The organism is Lentzea sp. JNUCC 0626, assembly GCF_043632865.1.
Lineage (GTDB): Bacteria > Actinomycetota > Actinomycetes > Mycobacteriales > Pseudonocardiaceae > Lentzea.
Genome location: NZ_CP171635.1, coordinates 1,669,810 through 1,687,805, shown reverse-complemented (window position 1 = coordinate 1,687,805; position 17,996 = coordinate 1,669,810). Strand labels below are relative to the sequence as shown.

Annotated in this window: 18 protein-coding genes; 5 read left to right on the top strand and 13 right to left on the bottom strand. The window is 70.5% G+C overall.

Annotated features, from left to right (window positions below; genetic code table 11):
• Position 1 precedes the first annotated feature (1 nt).
• The 9 genes from JNUCC0626_RS07670 to JNUCC0626_RS07630 form a co-directional block, all read right to left on the bottom strand.
• Positions 2-1,033 carry a GNAT family N-acetyltransferase gene (locus tag JNUCC0626_RS07670; RefSeq protein WP_394618968.1) on the bottom strand — a complete coding sequence of 344 codons (1,032 nt, stop codon included), beginning with the start codon at positions 1,031-1,033 and terminating at the stop codon, positions 2-4.
• On the bottom strand, positions 1,030-2,253 hold the full coding sequence (locus JNUCC0626_RS07665; RefSeq protein WP_394618967.1) for an MFS transporter: 1,224 nt from the start codon (positions 2,251-2,253) through the stop codon (positions 1,030-1,032). The genes JNUCC0626_RS07670 and JNUCC0626_RS07665 overlap by 4 nt, the downstream gene beginning before the upstream one ends.
• Positions 2,250-2,651 (bottom strand): thioesterase family protein, encoded by a 402-nt coding sequence (locus JNUCC0626_RS07660; protein ID WP_394618966.1) that lies wholly within the window; start codon positions 2,649-2,651, stop codon positions 2,250-2,252. Before JNUCC0626_RS07660 ends, JNUCC0626_RS07665 begins: the two co-directional genes overlap by 4 nt.
• A complete protein-coding gene (locus JNUCC0626_RS07655; protein ID WP_394618965.1) occupies positions 2,648-3,802 on the bottom strand; it encodes an acyl-CoA dehydrogenase family protein in 1,155 nt (384 codons plus the stop codon). The genes JNUCC0626_RS07660 and JNUCC0626_RS07655 overlap by 4 nt, the downstream gene beginning before the upstream one ends.
• A gap of 46 nt (positions 3,803-3,848) precedes the next feature.
• Positions 3,849-4,835 (bottom strand): 3-oxoacyl-ACP synthase III family protein, encoded by a 987-nt coding sequence (locus JNUCC0626_RS07650; protein ID WP_394618964.1) that lies wholly within the window; start codon positions 4,833-4,835, stop codon positions 3,849-3,851.
• A 17-nt stretch (positions 4,836-4,852) separates the two neighbouring features.
• Positions 4,853-6,181 carry an aminotransferase gene (locus tag JNUCC0626_RS07645; protein ID WP_394618963.1) on the bottom strand — a complete coding sequence of 443 codons (1,329 nt, stop codon included), beginning with the start codon at positions 6,179-6,181 and terminating at the stop codon, positions 4,853-4,855.
• 33 nt (positions 6,182-6,214) lie between these two features.
• A complete protein-coding gene (locus tag JNUCC0626_RS07640) occupies positions 6,215-6,952 on the bottom strand; it encodes an SDR family oxidoreductase (protein ID WP_394618962.1) in 738 nt (245 codons plus the stop codon).
• Between the two features lie 8 nt (positions 6,953-6,960).
• Positions 6,961-7,950 carry a hypothetical protein gene (locus JNUCC0626_RS07635; RefSeq protein ID WP_394618961.1) on the bottom strand — a complete coding sequence of 330 codons (990 nt, stop codon included), beginning with the start codon at positions 7,948-7,950 and terminating at the stop codon, positions 6,961-6,963.
• 65 nt (positions 7,951-8,015) lie between these two features.
• Positions 8,016-9,263, bottom strand: a complete 1,248-nt coding sequence (locus JNUCC0626_RS07630) for an ATP-grasp domain-containing protein (protein WP_394618960.1) — start codon at positions 9,261-9,263, stop codon at positions 8,016-8,018.
• Positions 9,264-9,590: 327 nt separating this feature from the next.
• On the opposite strand from JNUCC0626_RS07630, the gene JNUCC0626_RS07625 reads away from it, so the two are divergent.
• Positions 9,591-10,289, top strand: coding sequence for a DUF998 domain-containing protein (locus tag JNUCC0626_RS07625; protein ID WP_394618959.1), 699 nt, complete (start codon positions 9,591-9,593; stop codon positions 10,287-10,289).
• Positions 10,290-10,376: 87 nt separating this feature from the next.
• On the opposite strand, the gene JNUCC0626_RS07620 is transcribed toward JNUCC0626_RS07625, so the two are convergent.
• The 3 genes from JNUCC0626_RS07620 to JNUCC0626_RS07610 form a co-directional block, all read right to left on the bottom strand.
• Positions 10,377-11,687 carry an alpha/beta fold hydrolase gene (locus JNUCC0626_RS07620; RefSeq protein WP_394618958.1) on the bottom strand — a complete coding sequence of 437 codons (1,311 nt, stop codon included), beginning with the start codon at positions 11,685-11,687 and terminating at the stop codon, positions 10,377-10,379.
• 11 nt (positions 11,688-11,698) lie between these two features.
• A complete protein-coding gene (locus JNUCC0626_RS07615) occupies positions 11,699-12,031 on the bottom strand; it encodes an ArsR/SmtB family transcription factor (protein ID WP_394618957.1) in 333 nt (110 codons plus the stop codon).
• Positions 12,032-12,167: 136 nt separating this feature from the next.
• The gene (locus tag JNUCC0626_RS07610; RefSeq protein WP_394618956.1) at positions 12,168-12,368 is read right to left on the bottom strand and encodes a hypothetical protein; all 201 of its coding nucleotides are present in this window, start codon (positions 12,366-12,368) and stop codon (positions 12,168-12,170) included.
• A 294-nt stretch (positions 12,369-12,662) separates the two neighbouring features.
• Here JNUCC0626_RS07610 and JNUCC0626_RS07605 point away from each other — a divergent pair, with 294 nt between their 5' ends.
• Both JNUCC0626_RS07605 and JNUCC0626_RS07600 read left to right on the top strand, forming a co-directional pair.
• Positions 12,663-13,502 carry a phosphatase PAP2 family protein gene (locus JNUCC0626_RS07605; protein ID WP_394618955.1) on the top strand — a complete coding sequence of 280 codons (840 nt, stop codon included), beginning with the start codon at positions 12,663-12,665 and terminating at the stop codon, positions 13,500-13,502.
• Positions 13,503-13,776: 274 nt separating this feature from the next.
• Positions 13,777-13,902 (top strand): hypothetical protein, encoded by a 126-nt coding sequence (locus JNUCC0626_RS07600; protein ID WP_394618954.1) that lies wholly within the window; start codon positions 13,777-13,779, stop codon positions 13,900-13,902.
• Between the two features lie 78 nt (positions 13,903-13,980).
• On the opposite strand, the gene JNUCC0626_RS07595 is transcribed toward JNUCC0626_RS07600, so the two are convergent.
• A complete protein-coding gene (locus JNUCC0626_RS07595) occupies positions 13,981-14,421 on the bottom strand; it encodes a hypothetical protein (protein ID WP_189154976.1) in 441 nt (146 codons plus the stop codon).
• Positions 14,422-14,600: 179 nt separating this feature from the next.
• On the opposite strand from JNUCC0626_RS07595, the gene mycP reads away from it, so the two are divergent.
• Complete coding sequence (gene mycP / locus JNUCC0626_RS07590) at positions 14,601-16,037, top strand: type VII secretion-associated serine protease mycosin (protein ID WP_394618953.1); 1,437 nt, start codon at positions 14,601-14,603, stop codon at positions 16,035-16,037.
• Between the two features lie 317 nt (positions 16,038-16,354).
• Positions 16,355-17,950 carry a hypothetical protein gene (locus JNUCC0626_RS07585; protein WP_394618952.1) on the top strand — a complete coding sequence of 532 codons (1,596 nt, stop codon included), beginning with the start codon at positions 16,355-16,357 and terminating at the stop codon, positions 17,948-17,950.
• The last annotated feature ends 46 nt before the right edge of the window (positions 17,951-17,996 follow it).

The following is a 17,996-nucleotide window of genomic DNA, read 5'->3' as shown; positions in this document are numbered from 1 at the left end:
GTCAGCCCAGCGTCCGGCGGGCCGCGGCGGTGAGTGGCACGATCCACGCCGAGCGGGCGAGTTCGGCGGCACCCCGGCGTTGCTTGACCTGGCCGGACGAGATGGAGAGGTCGAGCGTGCGGACGCCGGCCGAGTACGCCCACCTGATCACGGCGTGGAACACCGCGCCGAAGTAGACCGGCGCACCGGCGGTCGCCTCGTCGTCGAACCCCGCCTGGCGCACGAAGGCCGTGCCGCGGTGACGGACCACCGACGCGAACCCGACCCGGTCACCGTCACGCCGTGCCTCGACGATCAGCGCGTCCTCACCGAGGTGCCGGAGGTAGGCGCGGTGCAGGTTCGCGGCCTCGGAGGACCGGTAGTCGTTGCCGTACTTGTGGTACAGGCCCAGTTCCAGCGGCACGATCCACTCGACGTCGGCCTCGGTGAGCGGCCGCACGTCGTAGCTGACGCCGGCCTCCTCCAGCTTGCGGACGTCGGCCAGCTCCTTGTAGCGCTGTTTGCGCGGCAACGATCCCAGCCAGTCCTCAAAGGACTCACCCGGCAGTTCGAGGCGGTAGGTGGCGTGCGAGGGCACCCGAATCCCGCCGTGTGCCTGGAAAGCCGCTGCGAGTTCGGTGTCCGAGTCGTCGCAGTAGAGGGCGGCGACCGTCGCCGCCCCCGACTCCGCCGCGGCCTCGGCCGCCGTGCCCACCAGCGACGTGAGCGCCTCCGCCCGGTCTGGCCCGTCGTCGACCAGGAACCGGCTGTGCCCCGGCCTTCTGCCGCCGAGCAGGTAGCACGGCAGCACGTCGGCGGACGGCCGTTCCAGGGCCTCCAGGAACAGGTCGAGGCGCGCGATCGGCCACGGGTTGCTGCGCTCGTCGAAGTGGTACGCGGCGGCGAACCCGCTGGGCGACGACACGTAGAGCGGGGGCGCGTCGGCCACCTCCTCCTCGACCGCGAGCCAGCGGCGGGAGGCGTAGAGGTGGTCGGTCGCGTCGATCCGGCCGAGAGCCTCTGCCGGCAGTGCGACCCGTTCCTGGGTGGTCATGACTCCTCCTGGGCGGGTGTGACCGCGGCCATCCCGAGGCCGGCGACGAGGACCAGCGCGCCGGCGGCGATCAGCACCACGCGCGGTGACGAGATCGCGCCCAGACCACCGGCGAGCGCGGAGCCCAGCGGCAGTCCTCCGAACGCGAGCAGCCGGTACGCGGCGGTCACCCGGCCGAGCAGGTGGTCCGGCACCGCGCGCTGCCGGTACGACACGGTGATCACGCTGCCCAGCACCAGGAACCCGGTGCCGGCGATGCCGAGGACGATCAGCGGCAGGTGCAGCGTGAGACCGGCGGTGGCGATGCCGAGCGCCAGCACGCCCTGGCCCACCAGCAACGTGCCGCGGTTGCCCAGCCACCGGACCAGTGCCGGCGCGCACAGCCCCAGCACCAGGCCGCTGATGCCGGACGCGCCGATCAGCAACCCGTACTGGGCGGCGGTCAGCCCGAGCGGGCCGCCCTGCAACGCCACGATCGGCAGCGCCGTCTGGAACGCCGCGTACCCGGCGTTGACCAGGCCGACGCCGATCGCGTAGACCGCGAGCCTGCGCCGCGTGAACAGGAACGAAAGCCCTTCGCGCACCGAGAACTTCGTGGGTGCCGCAGAGGGTTCGTCGCGGGTCACCAGCTTGACCGCGGAGAGCGCCGCCGCCGTGTAGAGCAGCGCGACCGCGCCGAACGAGTACCCGAGCGCGATGCCGGCGACCAGACCGCCGACCGCGGGTCCGATCAGGAACCGCGTCACGAGTTCGGTGGCCTGCATGCGGCTGTTCGCCCGTTCCAGCTGGTCCTTGTCGACCACGCGAGGCGTGATGCTGTGCATGGCCGTGTCGCCCGCGGTCTCCGCGACGCCCAGCACGAACGCGATGGCCGCCAGCGCGAGGACGCCACCGCCGAAGACGACCACGGCGGCGCCGCACAACAGCATCAGCGTCCGGACGACGTTCGCGATCACCATGATCCGGCGCCGGTCGAACCGGTCGACGAGCACACCCGCGTGCAACGCCGTCAGCGCCCACGGCAGCCGCGCCGCCGTGTAGACGGTGGCCACGGCCGCCGGTCCGCCACCGAGCTGCAAGGCCGCGATCGGCAGCGCCACCTGGTAGACGCCGTCGGCGAAGGTCGCGCTGCCCGCGCTCGCCCACAGCCAGTGGAACGACCGGGGCAACCGGGAGGGCCCGGCCGCCGCGGGGGCGGCGGCCGGCGCGGGGGCGGTCATGAGCGGGCCACCTTCTCCTCGAAGCGGCGCAGGAACTTCTCCCGGTCGACGACCGCGCGGACGTGCGTGCCGCGGTACACGACCTCCACACCGTCGTGCGCCTGCACGGAGAACGTCAGCATGCGTCCGTCCACTTCGGTCACCTCGGCGGTGACCGCGACGGTCCAGCCCTCCGGGGTGGCGGCCACGTGCTGGGCGTTGTCGTGCTGGAAGCCCACGGTCATCTCGGAGGGCGCCAGCACGTCCTCGATCACCTTCATCGAGGTGACCTCCGCCAGCCACAGCAACACCGGCGTGGCGAGCACGGGGAGGTCGTTCTCCCAGGCGGTGGCGCAGTCCTGGGATCGCACGACGTGCTCGCGCACCGCCTTGGCGCCCACCGCGAACCGGTCGCTCATCGCGCACCGCGCAGGGCGTTGATCTGGTTCATGATGTTCTTGCGCTGCATCTCGGACGTGCCGCCGGCGATCAGCGTGCCGAGCGCGTCCTGCACGTCGCGGGTGGTGTCGCCGCGCATGTACCCGACGTGGCCGCGCAGCCGCATCAGGTTCGTCGCGGCCTCGACCAGGCCTTCAGAGCCGACGAGTTTCGCCACCGAGCAGCGCAGCGACGCCTCGGGGTCGCGGTCGACCAGCGAGTCGATCGCGGCCAGCGAGACCGCCCGTGCCACCTCGATGGTGACGCGGATGTCGGTGACGCGTCCCTGCACGTACTGGTGGTCGATGATCGCGGAGCCGAACGCCTCGCGCCGCTCGCAGAAGTCGAGGACGCTGTCGAGGCGCGGCTCCAGGTAGGCGGCGGCGACCAGGCCGTAGAGCGCACGGTCGAAGCTGATCACGTCGTAGAGCGTCTGCAGGCCGTCGCCCGGCCTGCCGAGGACGGCCTGCTCCGGCAGGAACACCTCGTCGAACTGCAGCGGCCCGGTCGGGCTGGTGCGCAGGCCGAGCAGCTCCTCGGGAACTCCGCGGCGCACGCCGGGCGCGCGGAAGTTCACCAGGAACAGCGTGATGTCCCGCCTTCCCAGCTCCGGCACCCGGCCCAGCACGAGACCGCGGTCGGCCACCGGGGCGTTGGTGATGTGGTTCTTGGCGCCGTTGAGCCGCCAGCCGTCGTCGGTGCGGCGCGCGGCCGTGGCGGTGCGGGCCACGTCCGAGCCGCCGCGGGTCTCGGTCAGCGCGGTGGCGCCGACCGCGCCCCGCAGCAGCGGCGGCAGGAAGTGCTGGTGCGCCCAGTCGTCGCCGTGCAGGACCAGTGCGCGCACCAGACCGACGTGGGCGATCAGCGACAACGTGAAGCCGAGGTCGTCGCTGCCCTTGGCCACCCCCGCCACCGCCACCGCGAGGTCGCGCCACGTGCCGCCGCTGCCGCCCAGCTCGTGCGGCACGCCGATCTTGAACAGGCCGTGGTCGGCGAGCTGCCGCCACGACATCCGGTCGAACGCCTCCGCCTCGTAGGCGCGTTCGGCCCTGGGCGCGACGATCAGCCGCGAGAGTTCGGCGAACTGCTCGTCCAGCGGCAGTGTCGGCGGCTGGATGAGTGCGATGGACATCGGGAAAGCCTTTCTGCCAGCACGGGAAAAGTCGGTTCTTCTGGGTTCAGTACCAGCGCAGGACCACGGCACCCGCGGTCATGCCGCCGCCGACCGAGGCGAGGACGACGACGTCGCCACGCTTCAGCCGGCCTGCGGCGACCGCCTCGTCGAGGGTGATCGGGACCGAGGCCGCGGCGGTGTTGCCGTAGCGCTCCACGGTCAGCGCGACCTTGTCCTGGGAGATACCCACGGCGGCGCCCACGGCCTCGATCAGCCGCGCGTTGGCCTGGTGGGTGATCATCAGGCTGACGTCCTCGACGCCGAGGTCGGCCTGCAGCAGTGCTTCCTTGATGGCTCCGGGCAGCTGGGTCGTGGCGAACTCCCACACCTTCGGGCCGTTCATGTGGAAGTAGTGGCGTCGCGCGGAAACGGTCGCGTGCGACGCCGGCTCGGCACTGCCGCCCGCCGGAACGCCGACGACGTCGGCCTGCGTGCCGTCGGCCATCAGGTGCGCGGACAGCACTCCGTAGCCGTCGGGCACCTCGCCCAGCACCACGGCCCCGGCGCCGTCACCGAAGAACACGCTGGTGCTGCGGTCCGTGGGGTCGAGGATCCGGCTGTAGGCCTCGGCACCGACCACGAGCATGCGGCGGTACTGCTGCGGGAAGCCGCGCATCATGCCGACGGCGGCGGTGAGGCCGTAGACGAACCCGGTGCAGACCGCGGACACGTCGAACGCGGTGACCGCGCCCATGCCGAGCTTGGCCTGCAGCACGCACGCCGTGGCCGGCTGGATGTAGTCGGGCGAGGAGGTGGCCACGACGAGTCCGTCGATCTGCAACTGGCTCAGTCCGCCGGAGTGCAGCGCGCGCATCCCCGCGATCGTGCCGAGGTCCGAGCTCGCGGCGCCGTCCTCCGCCCGGCGCCGCTCGCGGATGCCCGTGCGGGACACGATCCACGCGTCGGTGGTGTCCACGACGGACTCGAGTTCCTTGTTGGTCACGACCCTGCGGGGCAGGAACGAACCGGTGCTGAGAATGCCGATCGCCATGTCGACGCTCCCCCGGCTCAGGCCGTGACGCCGTGCGTGGACAGGAACGAGCGGTAGGCGGCCGCGAAGCGGTCGACCATCTCCTCGAGGTCGGTGTCGGTGCTGACCAGTGGAGGCGCGAAGACCACGGTGTCACCGGCGAACCGCAGCAGCACGCCGTGCTCGGCCGCGGTCGCGACGAGCTCCTTGCCGGGTTCGCCCGGTCGCATGCCGCACGCGGCGGCGTCGAACTCCACGCCGCCGAGCAGGCCGTAGGTGCGGACGTCGCGGACGAGCGGGGCGCCGAGGAACTTGTCCAGCGCGTTGGTCAACACCGGTGCCGCGGCCCGGACGCGACCGGGGATGTCGCGCTCCCGCAGGATCGCGATCGTCTCGCGGGCCACGGCCGCCGCGACCGGGTGCCCGGAGTAGGTGAAGCCGTGGCCGAACGACCTGATCTCCTGCGAGCCCCGGGCGAGCACGGCGCAGACCTCGCCGGACACCAGCACCGCCGAGATCGGCAGGTAGGCCGACGACAGTCCTTTCGCGACCGTGATCATGTCGGGCCGCAGTCCGAACTCGGTCGTGCCGAACATCGAGCCGGTGCGGCCGAACCCGGTGATCACCTCGTCGGCGATGAACAGGATGTCGTGCCGCTTCAGCACTTCCTCGACGCGGGCGTAGTAGCCGTCCGGCGGGATGACCAGGCCGCCGGCGCCCATGATCGGTTCCGCGATGAACGCGGCGATCGTGTCCGGGCCCTCCTGGCTGATCAGCAGCTCCAGCTCGTCGATCAGCCAGTCCACGAACTCCTCGTCCGACAGGCCGTTGGCCTGCGTGGAGAGCACGTCCGGCGTGTGCATCCGGAGGAACCCGGGCAGCGGGATGCCGAACCCGTTGTGGATGTGGGCCAGGCCCGTGGCGGACCCCGCCGCGGTGGTCGCGCCGTGGTAGCCGCGGTGGTGGGACAGGATCTTCTTGCGGTGCAGGCGTCCCTTGGCGCAGTGGTAGAACCAGGCGAACTTGATCGCGCTGTCGTTGGCGTCGGACCCCGAGTTGCCGAAGAACACCCGTCCCATCGGGATCGGGGACAGCGCGGCGATGTCCTCGGCGAGCGCGACGGTGACGTCGGCGGTGCGGTGGTTGAACGAACCGTAGAACGGCAGTTTCTCCATCTGCCTGGTGGCGGCCTCGATCAGGCGCGGCTCGCTGTAGCCGAGGGTGACGCACCACAGGCCGGCGACGCCGTCGACGTACTCCTTGCCGTCGGTGTCCCACACCCGCACGCCCTCACCTCGGGTGATCACGTGCGGTGCGGTCGGCAGGCCCACGACGGTGTGGGGTTCCAGCAGGGTCGAACTGTCCATCTCGGACTCCTCAGACGTGGTGGGGACGGAGGTTCAGCGGCCTCCGCCGACTTCGAGCACGGCGCCGGTGGTGTAGGAGGACGCGGGCGAGAGCAGGAACCACACCGCTTCCGCCACCTCGTCCGGCTCGCCGATCCGCCCGAGCGGAACCGAGGCGCGCAGCCGCGCGGGACGGTCGGGGACGCCGTTGTCCTCGTGCAGATCGGTCTGCACCAGGCCGGGGGCGACGGCGTTGACGCGGATGCCCTCCCCGGCGAGTTCCTGCGCCGCACCCCAGGTGAACGTGTTGACCGCGGCCTTCATCGCCGCGTAGTGGACCCATTCGCCACCACCGCCGGTGCGGGCGCCGGTCGACGACACGTTGACCACGACACCGCCGGCGCCGCCCCGGCTGCGCGCCATCCGCCTGGCCGCCTCCCGCGTGCACAGCAGGGTGCTGCGCACGACGGTCCGGTAGGCCTCGTCGGCCTGACCGAGGTCGAGGTCGAGGATCCGGGTGAGTCCCCCGGTGGTGCCGGCGTTGTTGACGAGCGCGGTCACCGGGCCGAGCGCGGCGGTCGCGGTGTCGAACAGGGCGTGCACGTCTTCCTCGACCGCGACGTCCGCCCGCACCGCGACCGCCGTGCCGCCCGCGTCGGCGATCTCGCGCACGAGGGCCTCCGCCGAGTCCTTGCTGGCGCGGTAGTTCACGCACACGGGCGTTCCGGCGGCGGCAGCCCGCCGGGCGACCGCGGCACCGATGCCGCGGCCCGCCCCGGTGACCACGATCATGACCGCGCTCAGCCGTTCACGACGCCGAAGCGCTCGGGCAGGAAGAAGCCCTCGAACGCCTGCAGGCTGTAGACGTTGTGCGTCTTGAGCAGCCAGCGCTGCTTGAGCGACTCGATGTCGCGGATCTCGTGCACCTCGCGGCCGTGGATGACGTGGTGGTTGGAGAACGTCACCGAGTCGCCCGGCCGGGAGATGCGGACCTGCTTGCGCTTGTGCAGCGCCGCGAGGAACCGGTCGAGCGAGCCCTGCGCCTCCTCGTCGAGGCCCTCCGTGCGGCCCTCGAACACCTTGGCGCCCTGGCCTTCGATCAGCACCGGGTGGTCCTTGGCGCGGCCCATCTCCATCGAGGTCGTGGAGACGTCGTCGAACGGCGTGTAGAAGCGCTCCTGGCTCAGCAGTTCGACGTCGCGGTCCGACAGCTCCTCGACGGCGTGGCGGGTCACCGTGAACGTGGAGTAGACCTCGTTCTCCGGGGTGTCGCGCAGGGTCAGCGTGTTCACGAAGTCCGGGCACACGAAGTGGTTGGTGAAGTCGCGGTGGAACTTCAGCGTCTTGAGGGTCTTCTGCGACTGCGTGTCGAACATCGACTCCTTCGGGTAGATGTCGTGGAAGAAGTCGCCTTCGTTGACGCTGAGGTGGCCGATCATCTCGGTGCCGGTCAGCAGCGCGTACACGCCGAGGAAGCCCTCGGCGACCCAGGTCTTCTTGAGCTGGTACTTGTCGTGCACCGGGTTCTCGGTGCCGAAGCGCGGCAGCTCGGGATCGATGGGCGCGTTGCCGATGACCACGAACGGTTCCTTGGCGAAGTCGCGCAGCATCGAGGTCTCGCAGAAGTCGACGAACCGCGTCGGCACCCTGCGGTCGTCCCGGAGCTGGGAGAGCTCGTGCATGAACTTGTCGTAGTCGGTGTACGGGTGCGACTCGACGTCCAGCAGCACCTTGCCCAGTGCCTCGGACTCCTCGCGGGTGAACACGAAGCCGTAGTCGATGAACTTCACCGTTTTCCTCCAGGGTGAGGCGACGGACGAGCAGGCGTGCCCGGCCGTTCGTGTGGGGAGCGGGATCAGACGAGCTCGAACACCGCGGCGGCGTCGAGGAGGGCGAGGTCGCGGCGCAGCGCCGCGTAGTCGTCGTTCCAGAGCAGCACCGACGCGGCGAAGTCGCGGATGTCGGTGGCGTCGGCGAGCGCGTCGCCGGGCTGGACGTTCCACGTCCAGCGGTGGTCGGAGGCGATCTCGGGCCTCGTCAGCGCGGCGACGGTGCCGGCCTTCTTCGGGAAGTACACGTAGGCGGCGAACGGGCCGCGGTGGTGCTCGGGCGGGCTGAAGGGTTCGCCGCGCTGCAGGGTGAACAGCGCCTGCTCGATGTCGACACCCCAGCGGATGCGACCGGTCATCGGGATCAGCGCGGCGGGAGCGCGGGCGGCGATCTCCAGGAAGATCGGCTCGCCGGCGGCGTCGAGGAAGATCTCGTGGTGGAACACCCCGTCGCGGGGCTTGTCCGCCAGGGTCGTGAGCACCTTCTCGTTGAACGCCTTGAGAACCGGCACGACCGGGTCGTCGTCGGGCAGCGTGAAGGAGCCGTTGACCTTGCCGTACGCGTACTCGTGGCACGGGTGCAGGTCCTGGTTGACGTGCACGTGCACGACCTCGCCGTCGCGCACGGCGGAGTCGACGTGGTAGAGGGTTCCCTCGACGAACTCGTCGATCTCGAACTCCCACGGCCCCGCGCTCTCCGCCCAGGCCCTCAGCTCGTCGACCGTGTCGACACGCGCGGCGCCGACCGCACCGGACTCGTTGACCGGCTTCACGAACGCGGGAAAGCCAACGGCGTCCACGACCCGCGCCACGTAGAACTCCGGGTTCTCGGCGTACGCCTCGGCGTCCCAGGCCAGGTGCCGCGGCACCCGAATGCCGGGCAGCGCGGCCTTCATGGCGAGCTTGTCGGTGAACGGCGCGACGTTCACCGGCCGGTCACCGCCCAGGCCGAGCTTCTCCCGCACGGCCGCGACCGCACCGAGCACGTACTCGTCGTGACACAGCAGCCGAGTCTCCCCCGAGTGCTCCTCGACGATCGCGCCGATCGTGCGGGCGAGACCGTCCGGGGTGAAGTCGGCCGTGACGACGACCTGGTCGAAGACGTCGCCCCGGCCGCGCTGCCGCAGCGCCGCCTCCTTGACGGGACTGCAGACCAGGACCAGTGACCGGTCGGGCCGAGCCAACGTCGCCGGATCGATGCGAAACGACGCGACGTTCTGGACGACGATGTCGAGCTTTCCGATGCGGTCGAACCGTTGCTCGTTCTCAGGCATGACTCGAATCTGGCATGCGTTCCGGCGCCCCGACAGCGCCTCGGCGGACATCAAGCTGCCGAGGCTCCGGCAGCTTGATGCCAGGGGGCCGGACGAGCACCAGCCCGGGTCCACTTAGGACGAAAGTCCTGCTCAGGACGTGACGAGGCGACCCGGAGACACCGGGCTGGCGACCGTACCGCTGTTCTCCAGTTGCTCGATGGACTCCTGTCCGACGAGTCGGACGGGATGATCTTTCAGTTCCGGCCCTGTCAGTCGACGTGGTACGTCGCGTACGGCGGCGATGTCCCTCCGGCGCGGTCAAATGCTTTGTGTTCCACTCTCCCCGTGGACGGACGGACGCGGCTGGGCGCCGTGCTGTGGGTGCTGGTCGCGCAGTACTTCGTGCTGCTGTTCGTGGTGGAGTCGCGCTGGGAGGTCCCGCACAGCTGGGCGAGAAACGCGATCAGTGACCTGGGCGCGGCCACCTGCTTCCAGTCCGACCAGGTCGACCGCTGGGTCTGTTCGCCGTGGCACGTCGTCGCAGGTGTGTCCTGGACGCTCGCGGGTCTGTGCCTGGCGGTGGGAGCCCTGCTGGTCCGTCCGCTGTTCCCGGACGTGCGAACGGCCCGACTCGGCCTCCTGCTCCTCGTCGTCACCGGTCTGGCCCTGGTCGTCGTCGGCCTGAACCCCGAAGACACGAGCCGGTCGTTGCACATCGCCGGCGCGCTCGTCGCCATCCCGGTGGGTGAGGTCGCGATGCTGCTGACAGGGCTCGCACTGGCGGGCACGACCCGGTGGCGCCTGCTGGGCCGCATCGGCGCCGGTGCAGCGATCATCGCGGCGGTGGCCCTCGTTCTGATGGCTGCCCAGGTCGGTGGTCCGGCGCTGTTCGGTCTGTGGGAACGCATCGCGGCGTTCCCCGTGCTGCTGTGGGCAGTGGCCTGCGGCGTGTTGTTGCCGGTTCGGCCCAAGACCAGTCCCAGCCGGCGCGGCAACCGGCCGGGCACAGCTGCGGGGTCACGCGGGACGGAGCCGCGTCTTTGAGCACGAACGCGCCGTCGCGGGTCCGGGCGCGAGGTTGAGCCGCACCGAGCCTCCGGAAAGCTCGTGGTGTCTCGCGGTTCTGGTGGGTCAGCCGAGCAGGAACGTGCGGATCTGTTCGGCGACGGCTTCGGGGGCCGCCCAGAAGGCGCCGTGGTCGTGGTCGGCCAAAGTCAGCACGGTGACGTTCGGCAGTATCGCGGCCAGCGCCTCGGCGCCCGTGCGCATGAACGCCTCGCCGTTGCCGCCAACGGCGACGGCGATCGGCGCGTTGATGGTCCAGCGGTCGGTGGGCAGTGGTGTGCCGTCCTGGAGGCCGCGCCAGATCCGGCCGTCGTAGGCGTAGGTGTGGGCGTAGTCCGCCATCTGCTGCCATGACGGGTCCGCCTTCATCATCGGGAGGTACTCGGCCGGGACGCCGACCACCTCGGTCATGAAGTACTCGCTGGCGTCGCTGCGCCTACCGGCCGAGACCAGCGCTTCCAGGTGCTCGACGAAGTCGGCGGGAACCGGCGGCCGGGAGTCATCGACGATGAACGGGGGCTCGTAGAGGTACAGGCCGCTGACCTTGGCGCCCAGCGCGCTGGCCGCGTCCAGCACGAGCCCACAACCTCCGGAGCCGCTGGTCAGGGCCGCAGACCCGCCGAGGACGTCGATCAATGCCGCGATGTCGTCGATTTCTCGCGCCGGCTCGTAGGGCTGCGGGTCACCGCTGGCACCGCGGCCGCGCCGGTCGAAGGTGATCACGGTGAAGTCCTTGGCCAACGCCGTGACCAGGCCGGCGACACTGGTGTGGTCGTCCGCGACGTTGCTGACCACGATGATCGCGGGCCCCGAACCAGCCTGCTCGTAGGCGATGGTGGTGCCGTCGGCCGAGATGAGGGTGTCCATGGTTTCTCCTTCAGCGGGCTTGTTCCGGGTGTCCAGCACCGTGCCGAGCCGGTCGAGCGCTTCGGCGTAGCCATCGGCCATCCGGAACTCGACGGCCCGTTGCAACGCCGCGTTGTCGGGGAAGCTCGCCGCGACATCGACGGTGCAACCGGTGCCGGCCGCGACGAAGGTGACCGTGGTGGGGAAGGTCTCCGCACCGTCGGGCTGCCATGCCTCGTCGGCGAATGCGTCGTCGTAGGCCAATCGAGCACAGGCGACCACCGCGCTGTAGGTGGCGACACCGCGAACCGCGGCCGCCGAGCCGTCCACCGGCGCGATCTCGAACCGCCAGCGACCGCCGGGGCGCACGTCCATCTCGTACACGGTGGCCGTCCAGCCGTGCGGCCCCCACCACCGACTTATCGCCTCTGGGTCGGTCCACGCCCACCAGGCGCGGTCGATGCCGGCGGCGTAGGTACGGCTGATGTGGACGGTGTTGTTCGTCCTGTCGATCACGATGCCGTCGGGCACGGTCCATCTCCTCACTGGTTCGACTCGGGCGCGTGGTCGTCGAGGAAGGAGCCGAGGCGATCCATCCGTTCCGCCCACAGGGATGCGAAGCCCTGCACCCAGTCGCTGATCACGTGCATCGCGTCGGGGTGCAGCTGGTAGATCCGCTGCTGCGCCCGCTTGGTCGCCTCGACCACGCCCGCCTCGGCGAGCAGCCGCAGGTGTCGGGACACCTGCGGCTGCGCCATGCCGAGCGCGTCGACGATGCCGCCGACCGGCTGCGGCCCCTCCTTCAGCAACTCGACGATCCGGAATCGGTTCGGCTCGGAGATCGCCGCCAGCCGCTGCTGCACAGTGGCGTCCATGCAGCGAACATATGCGAAGACATATATGCACGCAAGTAGATTTACGGTAAGTGAAGACAGGTCTGCGGAAGCAGCCAAGTCCGATACCTCTGATTACGAGGTACAGCACGGAATCCGCCGTCCTGACGAGACTGGTTCAGTGCCGATCGACCACCGCCGCACCCGCGCGTAGCTCGCGGACCAGCTCCCGCACGGCGAGCAAATGCCTCGCGGCGGCGGTGGTCAGGTCTCCCTCGTGCGCGACCGGCTCGCCGCGCAGCAGCGGCCCCAGTGCGCCCAGCGCAACGGCCAGGTGGAAGCGACCTGTACCGTCCGGAAAGTCATCGCTGCAGCTCAAGCCTCACGCTCTGGTTTCGATGCCTTGCAGGAGACGCACCAGGCCGATCTGGGGCCGGGCCGAGTCACTGCCGTGATCACGGCACCGCACCCGACGGCACCCTCGCGCCGGACCCCACCGCGCGAATGACGGCTACACCGCCGCGGCACCGGTGAAGTGCGCGGCCGCCGACGCGCTCACCCTGCACACACCAAGATCGCCACTTATGGTGCGGGAGACCTGCTCACCCACCGCGAGGGATCGCCGCAGCCGGGACGTCGCTCGCGGCGTCAAGCTCCTGATCGGATTCTCACCATGGGCCTTGTCAGCATCGGCGCCCTCGTCCTGCTCGTGCTCTTCGCGGTGGCCGCGACCGCGATCGCGCGACACCCCGACCAGATGCGCACCGCTCTGACCCGGCTCGGCACCGTGCCCGCGATCCGCAGAGCACGAACGTGGACGACCGATCGGCTCGCACACGCCTGGCACCTGCTGGTCCGCCGGTTCCCGGTCGCCGAGGCCGCCGGCGTGGCTCTGCTCGTCGGCCTGGGAGTGGTCCTCGCCCTCGCCCTCGGGTTCACGTCCCTGCTGGAGGACGTGCTCGAAGGCGAGGGCGTCGCGGCAGTCGACCAGCCGGTCTCGCAGTGGCTGGCCGACCACCGGGAACCGTGGTTCACCGCGACGCTGCGCGCCGTCACCGCACTGGGCAGCCCCGTCGCGCTGGCCGTGCTCGTCACCGCGGTCAGCACCGCGGTCGCGTCGCGCCGCCGATCGTGGCGGCCGGTCGTGCTCGGTCTCGTCGGTGCCGCCGGCATCGGCCTGGTGATCACCCTGGCGAAGACCCTGGTCGGCAGGGACCGGCCGTCCTCGCTGATCGCGGCCATCACGGAACAGGGCTACTCGTTCCCGTCCGGCCACGCGACCGGCACGTCCGCGATCGCGTTGCTGTGCGCCTGGCTCATCACCAGGGACCTGATCACCTCGTGGGCCGGACGCGTCACCGTGTACGCGACCGCGCTCGGGTTCACCGGCGTGATCGGCTTCTCCCGTGTCTACCTGGGCGTGCACTACGTCAGCGACGTGCTGGCCGGTTGGTTGCTGGGCGCGGCCTGGGCCTGCGCGATCGCGCTGGTCGGATCGAGGTGGGACCGCTAGCCCCGCGCGGGAGTCCGGGCGCGGCCGGCTGAGGCCCGCACTCCCGCCGACGGATCGGTCCGACTACCAGGGGGTCAGCGGTGGTCGTCGCCGCCCCGGCCCCGGCCTCTGCCGCGGTGGTCGTACCGGCCGTGCGTGGGACCGTCGTCGCCGCTCCGGTGCGAACTGCTCGACGTCGTGGGAGACGAGGACCGGCAGCATCGTGGCGGAGTGCACCAACGGCCTCGTGACCCTGACGACGTGAACCCCGGACCCCGGCTACCGCTCGCACGACGTGAACCAGGGCCCGGCGGCGCAGGCGTTCGTGAAGTTCAGGGCGGACAGGGGCAAGTCCGAGAGCAGGGTGACGATCACCTGCGTGGACGGCGACCCGCAGACGCAGGTGGACGAACACAACTAGTGCGCTGAATCTGCCTCGTGCCGTTCCTCCGGAACGTTGCGGCCGTTACGACACGGTGGCCGGCCGCACCGGCTCCGGTCAGCGGCGACCGGTCGACAGCACGACGAGGAACTGCCCGCCGCCCGCCTCGACGCCCGCAGTCACCGGCAGTCCCGGCACCAGGCGGGAGAACCTGTCCTCCAACCACTCCGCCGCCTCCTGGGCGTCCTGCCGCGTCGGGCAGCGGGCCACGAGTTCGCGGCCGCCCTTGCGTTCCAGGCGTCCGGCGACGGTGATCAACGGCGCGGGCTCGGCCACGTGCAGCCGGTCCGGCCAGGCGATGACCACCTTCACGGCGCCCTTGCGGGTGTTGCAGCCGCGGTGGGCCAGGCGCTCGGCGATCTTCGCCTTCCGGTCCGCGGTCCGGCTGTCCACGCTGGGGCCGCGCGGGTCGTTCACGGACATGCCGGGGTCCACCGGTTCGTCGCACACCCAGCATCGCCAGCCGTCGCGTTCGGCCACGTCGTCGAGAAGACTCACGCCAGCAAACTAGCCGATGTGCCGGAGTGCGGCGCACGGCCCTCTCGCTCCGCGGGACCGCCTGCCTGAAGCGGGTTTCAGGTTGGGGCGCCTCGACTTTTGCGCGCTCCGGACCTTCCGTGGTGGACTTCGGTCAGCACCGATCGGGGGGTCGGTGGGTGAGGACCGGGGGGTCACAGGTGAAGATCGTTACCACGGGGATCCGCCATGTCACGGCGGCGGCGATCACCGCACTGTTGCTGCTGACGGGATCGGTTCCAGCAGCTTCCGCACCACCGTCGTCCGCGGTCCAGCCGAACTCGGTGCCGCCGGCGTTACCGCCCGGCACCCAGCCACCGCGGGACACGGGCGGGCCGGACGTGCCGTACACACCCACCGGCAAGGGCTGCGTCGAGTCCGACACCAAGAACGAACTGATCGAGTACATGCCGTGGGGCCAGGTCCACCTGAACCTCCAGCAGGCACACCAGTTCGCGACCGGCAAGGGCGTCAAGATCGCGATCATCGATACGGGTGTCGACCCGCGCAACCCTCGCTTCGGCAACCGGGTCGTGCCCAGCGGTGAGTACGTCAGCGGGAACAGCAACGGCGCGGACGACTGCGACGGTCACGGCACCGAGGTGGCCGGCGTCGCCGCCGCGGCCAAGACCGAGGGCGACTTCGTCGGCGCCGCACCGGAAGCGACGATCCTCGCGATCCGCCAGACCAGCGACCGCTTCGAGTTCAAGGGTGACGCCACCAGGGACAAGCGGACGTCCGCCGGCAAGGTCTCGACGCTGGCGCAGGCCATCGTGCGCGCTGCGGACCAGGGCGCCGGGGTGGTCAACATCTCGCTGACGAACTGCGGTGCTCCCAAGGACTTCAGCGCGGACGACCGGGCGCTGCAGGCCGCGATCCGGTACGCGGTCGACGTCAAGAACACCGTGATCGTGACGGCGGCCGGCAACCTCGACAGCAAGGCCGGCTGTCCACTGCAGAACAACAACCTCGACCCGGCGATCATCAACTCGGTCTCGTCGCCCGCGTGGTTCGCCGACGACGTGCTGTCGGTGGCGTCGATGGCGCGCTCCGGTGAGGTGTCGGGTTTCAGCGTCTGGGGCCCGTGGGTCAGCATCGCCGCACCCGGCGAGGAGATCATCTCCGTCGACCCCAAGGGCACCGGCCTGACCAACGCGAACGTGAAGGCCGACGGCGTGGGGAAGATCCAGGGGACGAGTTTCGCCGCACCGTACGTCGCGGGCATCACCGCGCTGGTGCGCGAGCGGTTCCCAAACCTCAAGGCGCGCCAGGTGATGGACCGGCTCAAGGCCACCGCGCTGCACCCCGGCAACACGTCCGGCAGGGACAACCGGATCGGCTTCGGCATGGTGAACCCGGTGGCCGCCCTGACCGCCGTGCTGCCCGCCGAGTCCACGGGTTTCTCCAGTCCGCCGCCCAGGGACCTGGTCACGACCGTCACCGCGCCGCCGGACCGCGACTGGCCGCCGATCATCGTGGCGCTGAGCGGTATCAGCGTCGGTTTCGGGCTGCTGATGCTGACGCTGCTCGTCCTCAACTCGATCAACCGCAAACGTCGTGCCGAACTCGGAGGACGAGGGCGGCGAGCAACGCGCTGACAGCCGGGTTCGGCGTGCCGGTGCTGGTTGTAGTGCGTTCGCCAGGCCGCGAGGACCATCGCGCTCCGGCTTCGATGCCTTGCAGGAGACGCACTAGGCGCTGTCCTGTAAGTCTGTCCGGTGGCAGGCGCGGGTGAGCGAGCCGGAGGCGGTGCCGCCGCGATGCCCTCATACCGGAGGTATTCGGGCATCGTGGCGGTGCCGCCTCCGGGTCCCTCGGCCGCTACTGCCGCCCGACGGACTTACAGGACAGGGCCTAGGCCGATCTGGGGCCGGGCCGAGTCGTTGCCGTGATCACGGCACCGCAGGCTGACCGAATGCGAGCTGGGGAGTTCCTGCGCTGGGTGGCGCATCCGCTGACCATCGGGGCCACCGCGGTCCTGTTGCTCAACGACCACGTGTTCAAACAGGCGTGGCCGGGCCTCGTCACCGGCAAGCTCAGTGACGTCGCCGGTCTGGTGGTGGCGCCGCCGGTGCTGGGTCTGTTGTCCGGGCTGTTCCGCGCCGGCCGGATCGGCGCCGCGGTGGCGACGTTGCTGACGGGAGCCGGTTTCGCGTGGGTCAAGCTGACCAGCACGGGAGCCGAGGTGGCGTCGGCGGCGTGGTCTGTCGTCAACGGGCCTTCGGTTGTTCTGGCCGACCCGGTCGACTTGATCGCGCTACCCGCGCTGGGCCTTGCGTGGTGGGCCTCGCGACTGTCGGCGGCGGCTCCGCCGTTGCCGGACCGCCTGGCTCACCGGTTGCGGGTGGTGCTCGCGTTGCCGTTCGCGGTGTTGGCGATCGCCGCGACTTCCCCGCCGCGCAACAGCGCACCGTCGGTGGACTCCGTGCAAGTCGTGGGCGAGCAGGTGGTCATCGAGGTGGACGAGCGGTTGTACGGTTCCGGCTCCGGTGTCGGCGACTGGACGCCGCTACCGGAGACGCCGCCCGGACAGGTGTCGGAACGTCGGCAGTTCGAAGCCTGCGTGCCTGATGACACCGCACACTGTTACCGGGTGCACGGCGATGACCTCGGCCTCGGTTCCGATGAACCGACGCCACGCGGCGGCGGCCTGCTCGGCGTTGAACCGACGCCGCTCGGCGGCCGGCTGCTCGGCGTCGACGAAACGACCGACGCCGGTCAGACCTGGCACACCGCCTGGGAGGTGCCAGCCGCCCGGTGGCCGTTCGTGAAGCGCCATCACCCGTTGACCGGCACGTCCCAACTGGCCAGTGTGGATGTCCAGATCCGTGTCGTCCCGCGTGGACACGAAGTGATCGTGGCCAACGGCGTCGAAGGGCTCGCGGTTCGCGGTGCCGACGGCGCTTGGCGACGCGTGCCGGTCGTGATCGAGGCGGCCGGGCTGAAGCTCCGTCCCGCACCGATCACCGGGTTCGGCCAGGTGATCGGCGACGACGTGAGGTACGCCGGAATGATCACCCTGCTCGCCCTGCTGATCGGCATGTCGGTCGCGGCCTGGCGGGCCCGGGCCCGGCTCGGACAGGGGCTCGTCGTGATGCTGCCACTCGTCCTCCTCCTCGTGGCGGCCGTCCCGATCGCCGGCGTGATGGCGTTCTTCAGCTCCAACTCCAGCTCCGGGAAGTCGACCGTTCCCGCACTGGTGTTCGCGCTGTGTCTCGTCGGCGTCGGCATCGGTCTCACGATGGCGCAGGGAGCGGTGCGCCGATCACGTGCGGCGGTGGTGGACGCCGCCGCCGTGCTGACCGGCCTGGCGTTCCTCGGACCCTCCCTCGGCTGGACCCTCGGCTTTCCACCCGAACGCGGGATCGTCGGAGAACTCGGTCTGATCCTCGCAGCGGGATGCATGGTCCTGGTCGTCGCTGCCGGTTGGTGGGACGGCTCCGACCCGGAGAGCACCGACGACTTCGTCCCCGACCCTCCTTGGCCGTCTGTTCCAGATTCAGCCGGTTGAGCAGCAGGAGTACGCGAGAACGCGCGCCGGAATCCGTCGAGTTCCA

Excerpts from the sequence above, each read along its gene's own strand:
- JNUCC0626_RS07670 (WP_394618968.1), bottom strand. The coding sequence starts at position 1,033 with ATGACCACCCAGGAACGGGTCGCACTGCCGGCAGAGGCTCTCGGCCGG.
- JNUCC0626_RS07665 (WP_394618967.1), bottom strand. The coding sequence starts at position 2,253 with ATGACCGCCCCCGCGCCGGCCGCCGCCCCCGCGGCGGCCGGGCCCTCC.
- JNUCC0626_RS07660 (WP_394618966.1), bottom strand. The coding sequence starts at position 2,651 with ATGAGCGACCGGTTCGCGGTGGGCGCCAAGGCGGTGCGCGAGCACGTC.
- JNUCC0626_RS07655 (WP_394618965.1), bottom strand. The coding sequence starts at position 3,802 with ATGTCCATCGCACTCATCCAGCCGCCGACACTGCCGCTGGACGAGCAG.
- JNUCC0626_RS07650 (WP_394618964.1), bottom strand. The coding sequence starts at position 4,835 with ATGGCGATCGGCATTCTCAGCACCGGTTCGTTCCTGCCCCGCAGGGTC.
- JNUCC0626_RS07645 (WP_394618963.1), bottom strand. The coding sequence starts at position 6,181 with ATGGACAGTTCGACCCTGCTGGAACCCCACACCGTCGTGGGCCTGCCG.
- JNUCC0626_RS07640 (WP_394618962.1), bottom strand. The coding sequence starts at position 6,952 with ATGATCGTGGTCACCGGGGCGGGCCGCGGCATCGGTGCCGCGGTCGCC.
- JNUCC0626_RS07630 (WP_394618960.1), bottom strand. The coding sequence starts at position 9,263 with ATGCCTGAGAACGAGCAACGGTTCGACCGCATCGGAAAGCTCGACATC.
- JNUCC0626_RS07615 (WP_394618957.1), bottom strand. The coding sequence starts at position 12,031 with ATGGACGCCACTGTGCAGCAGCGGCTGGCGGCGATCTCCGAGCCGAAC.
- JNUCC0626_RS07605 (WP_394618955.1), top strand. The coding sequence starts at position 12,663 with ATGGGCCTTGTCAGCATCGGCGCCCTCGTCCTGCTCGTGCTCTTCGCG.
- JNUCC0626_RS07585 (WP_394618952.1), top strand. The coding sequence starts at position 16,355 with ATGCGAGCTGGGGAGTTCCTGCGCTGGGTGGCGCATCCGCTGACCATC.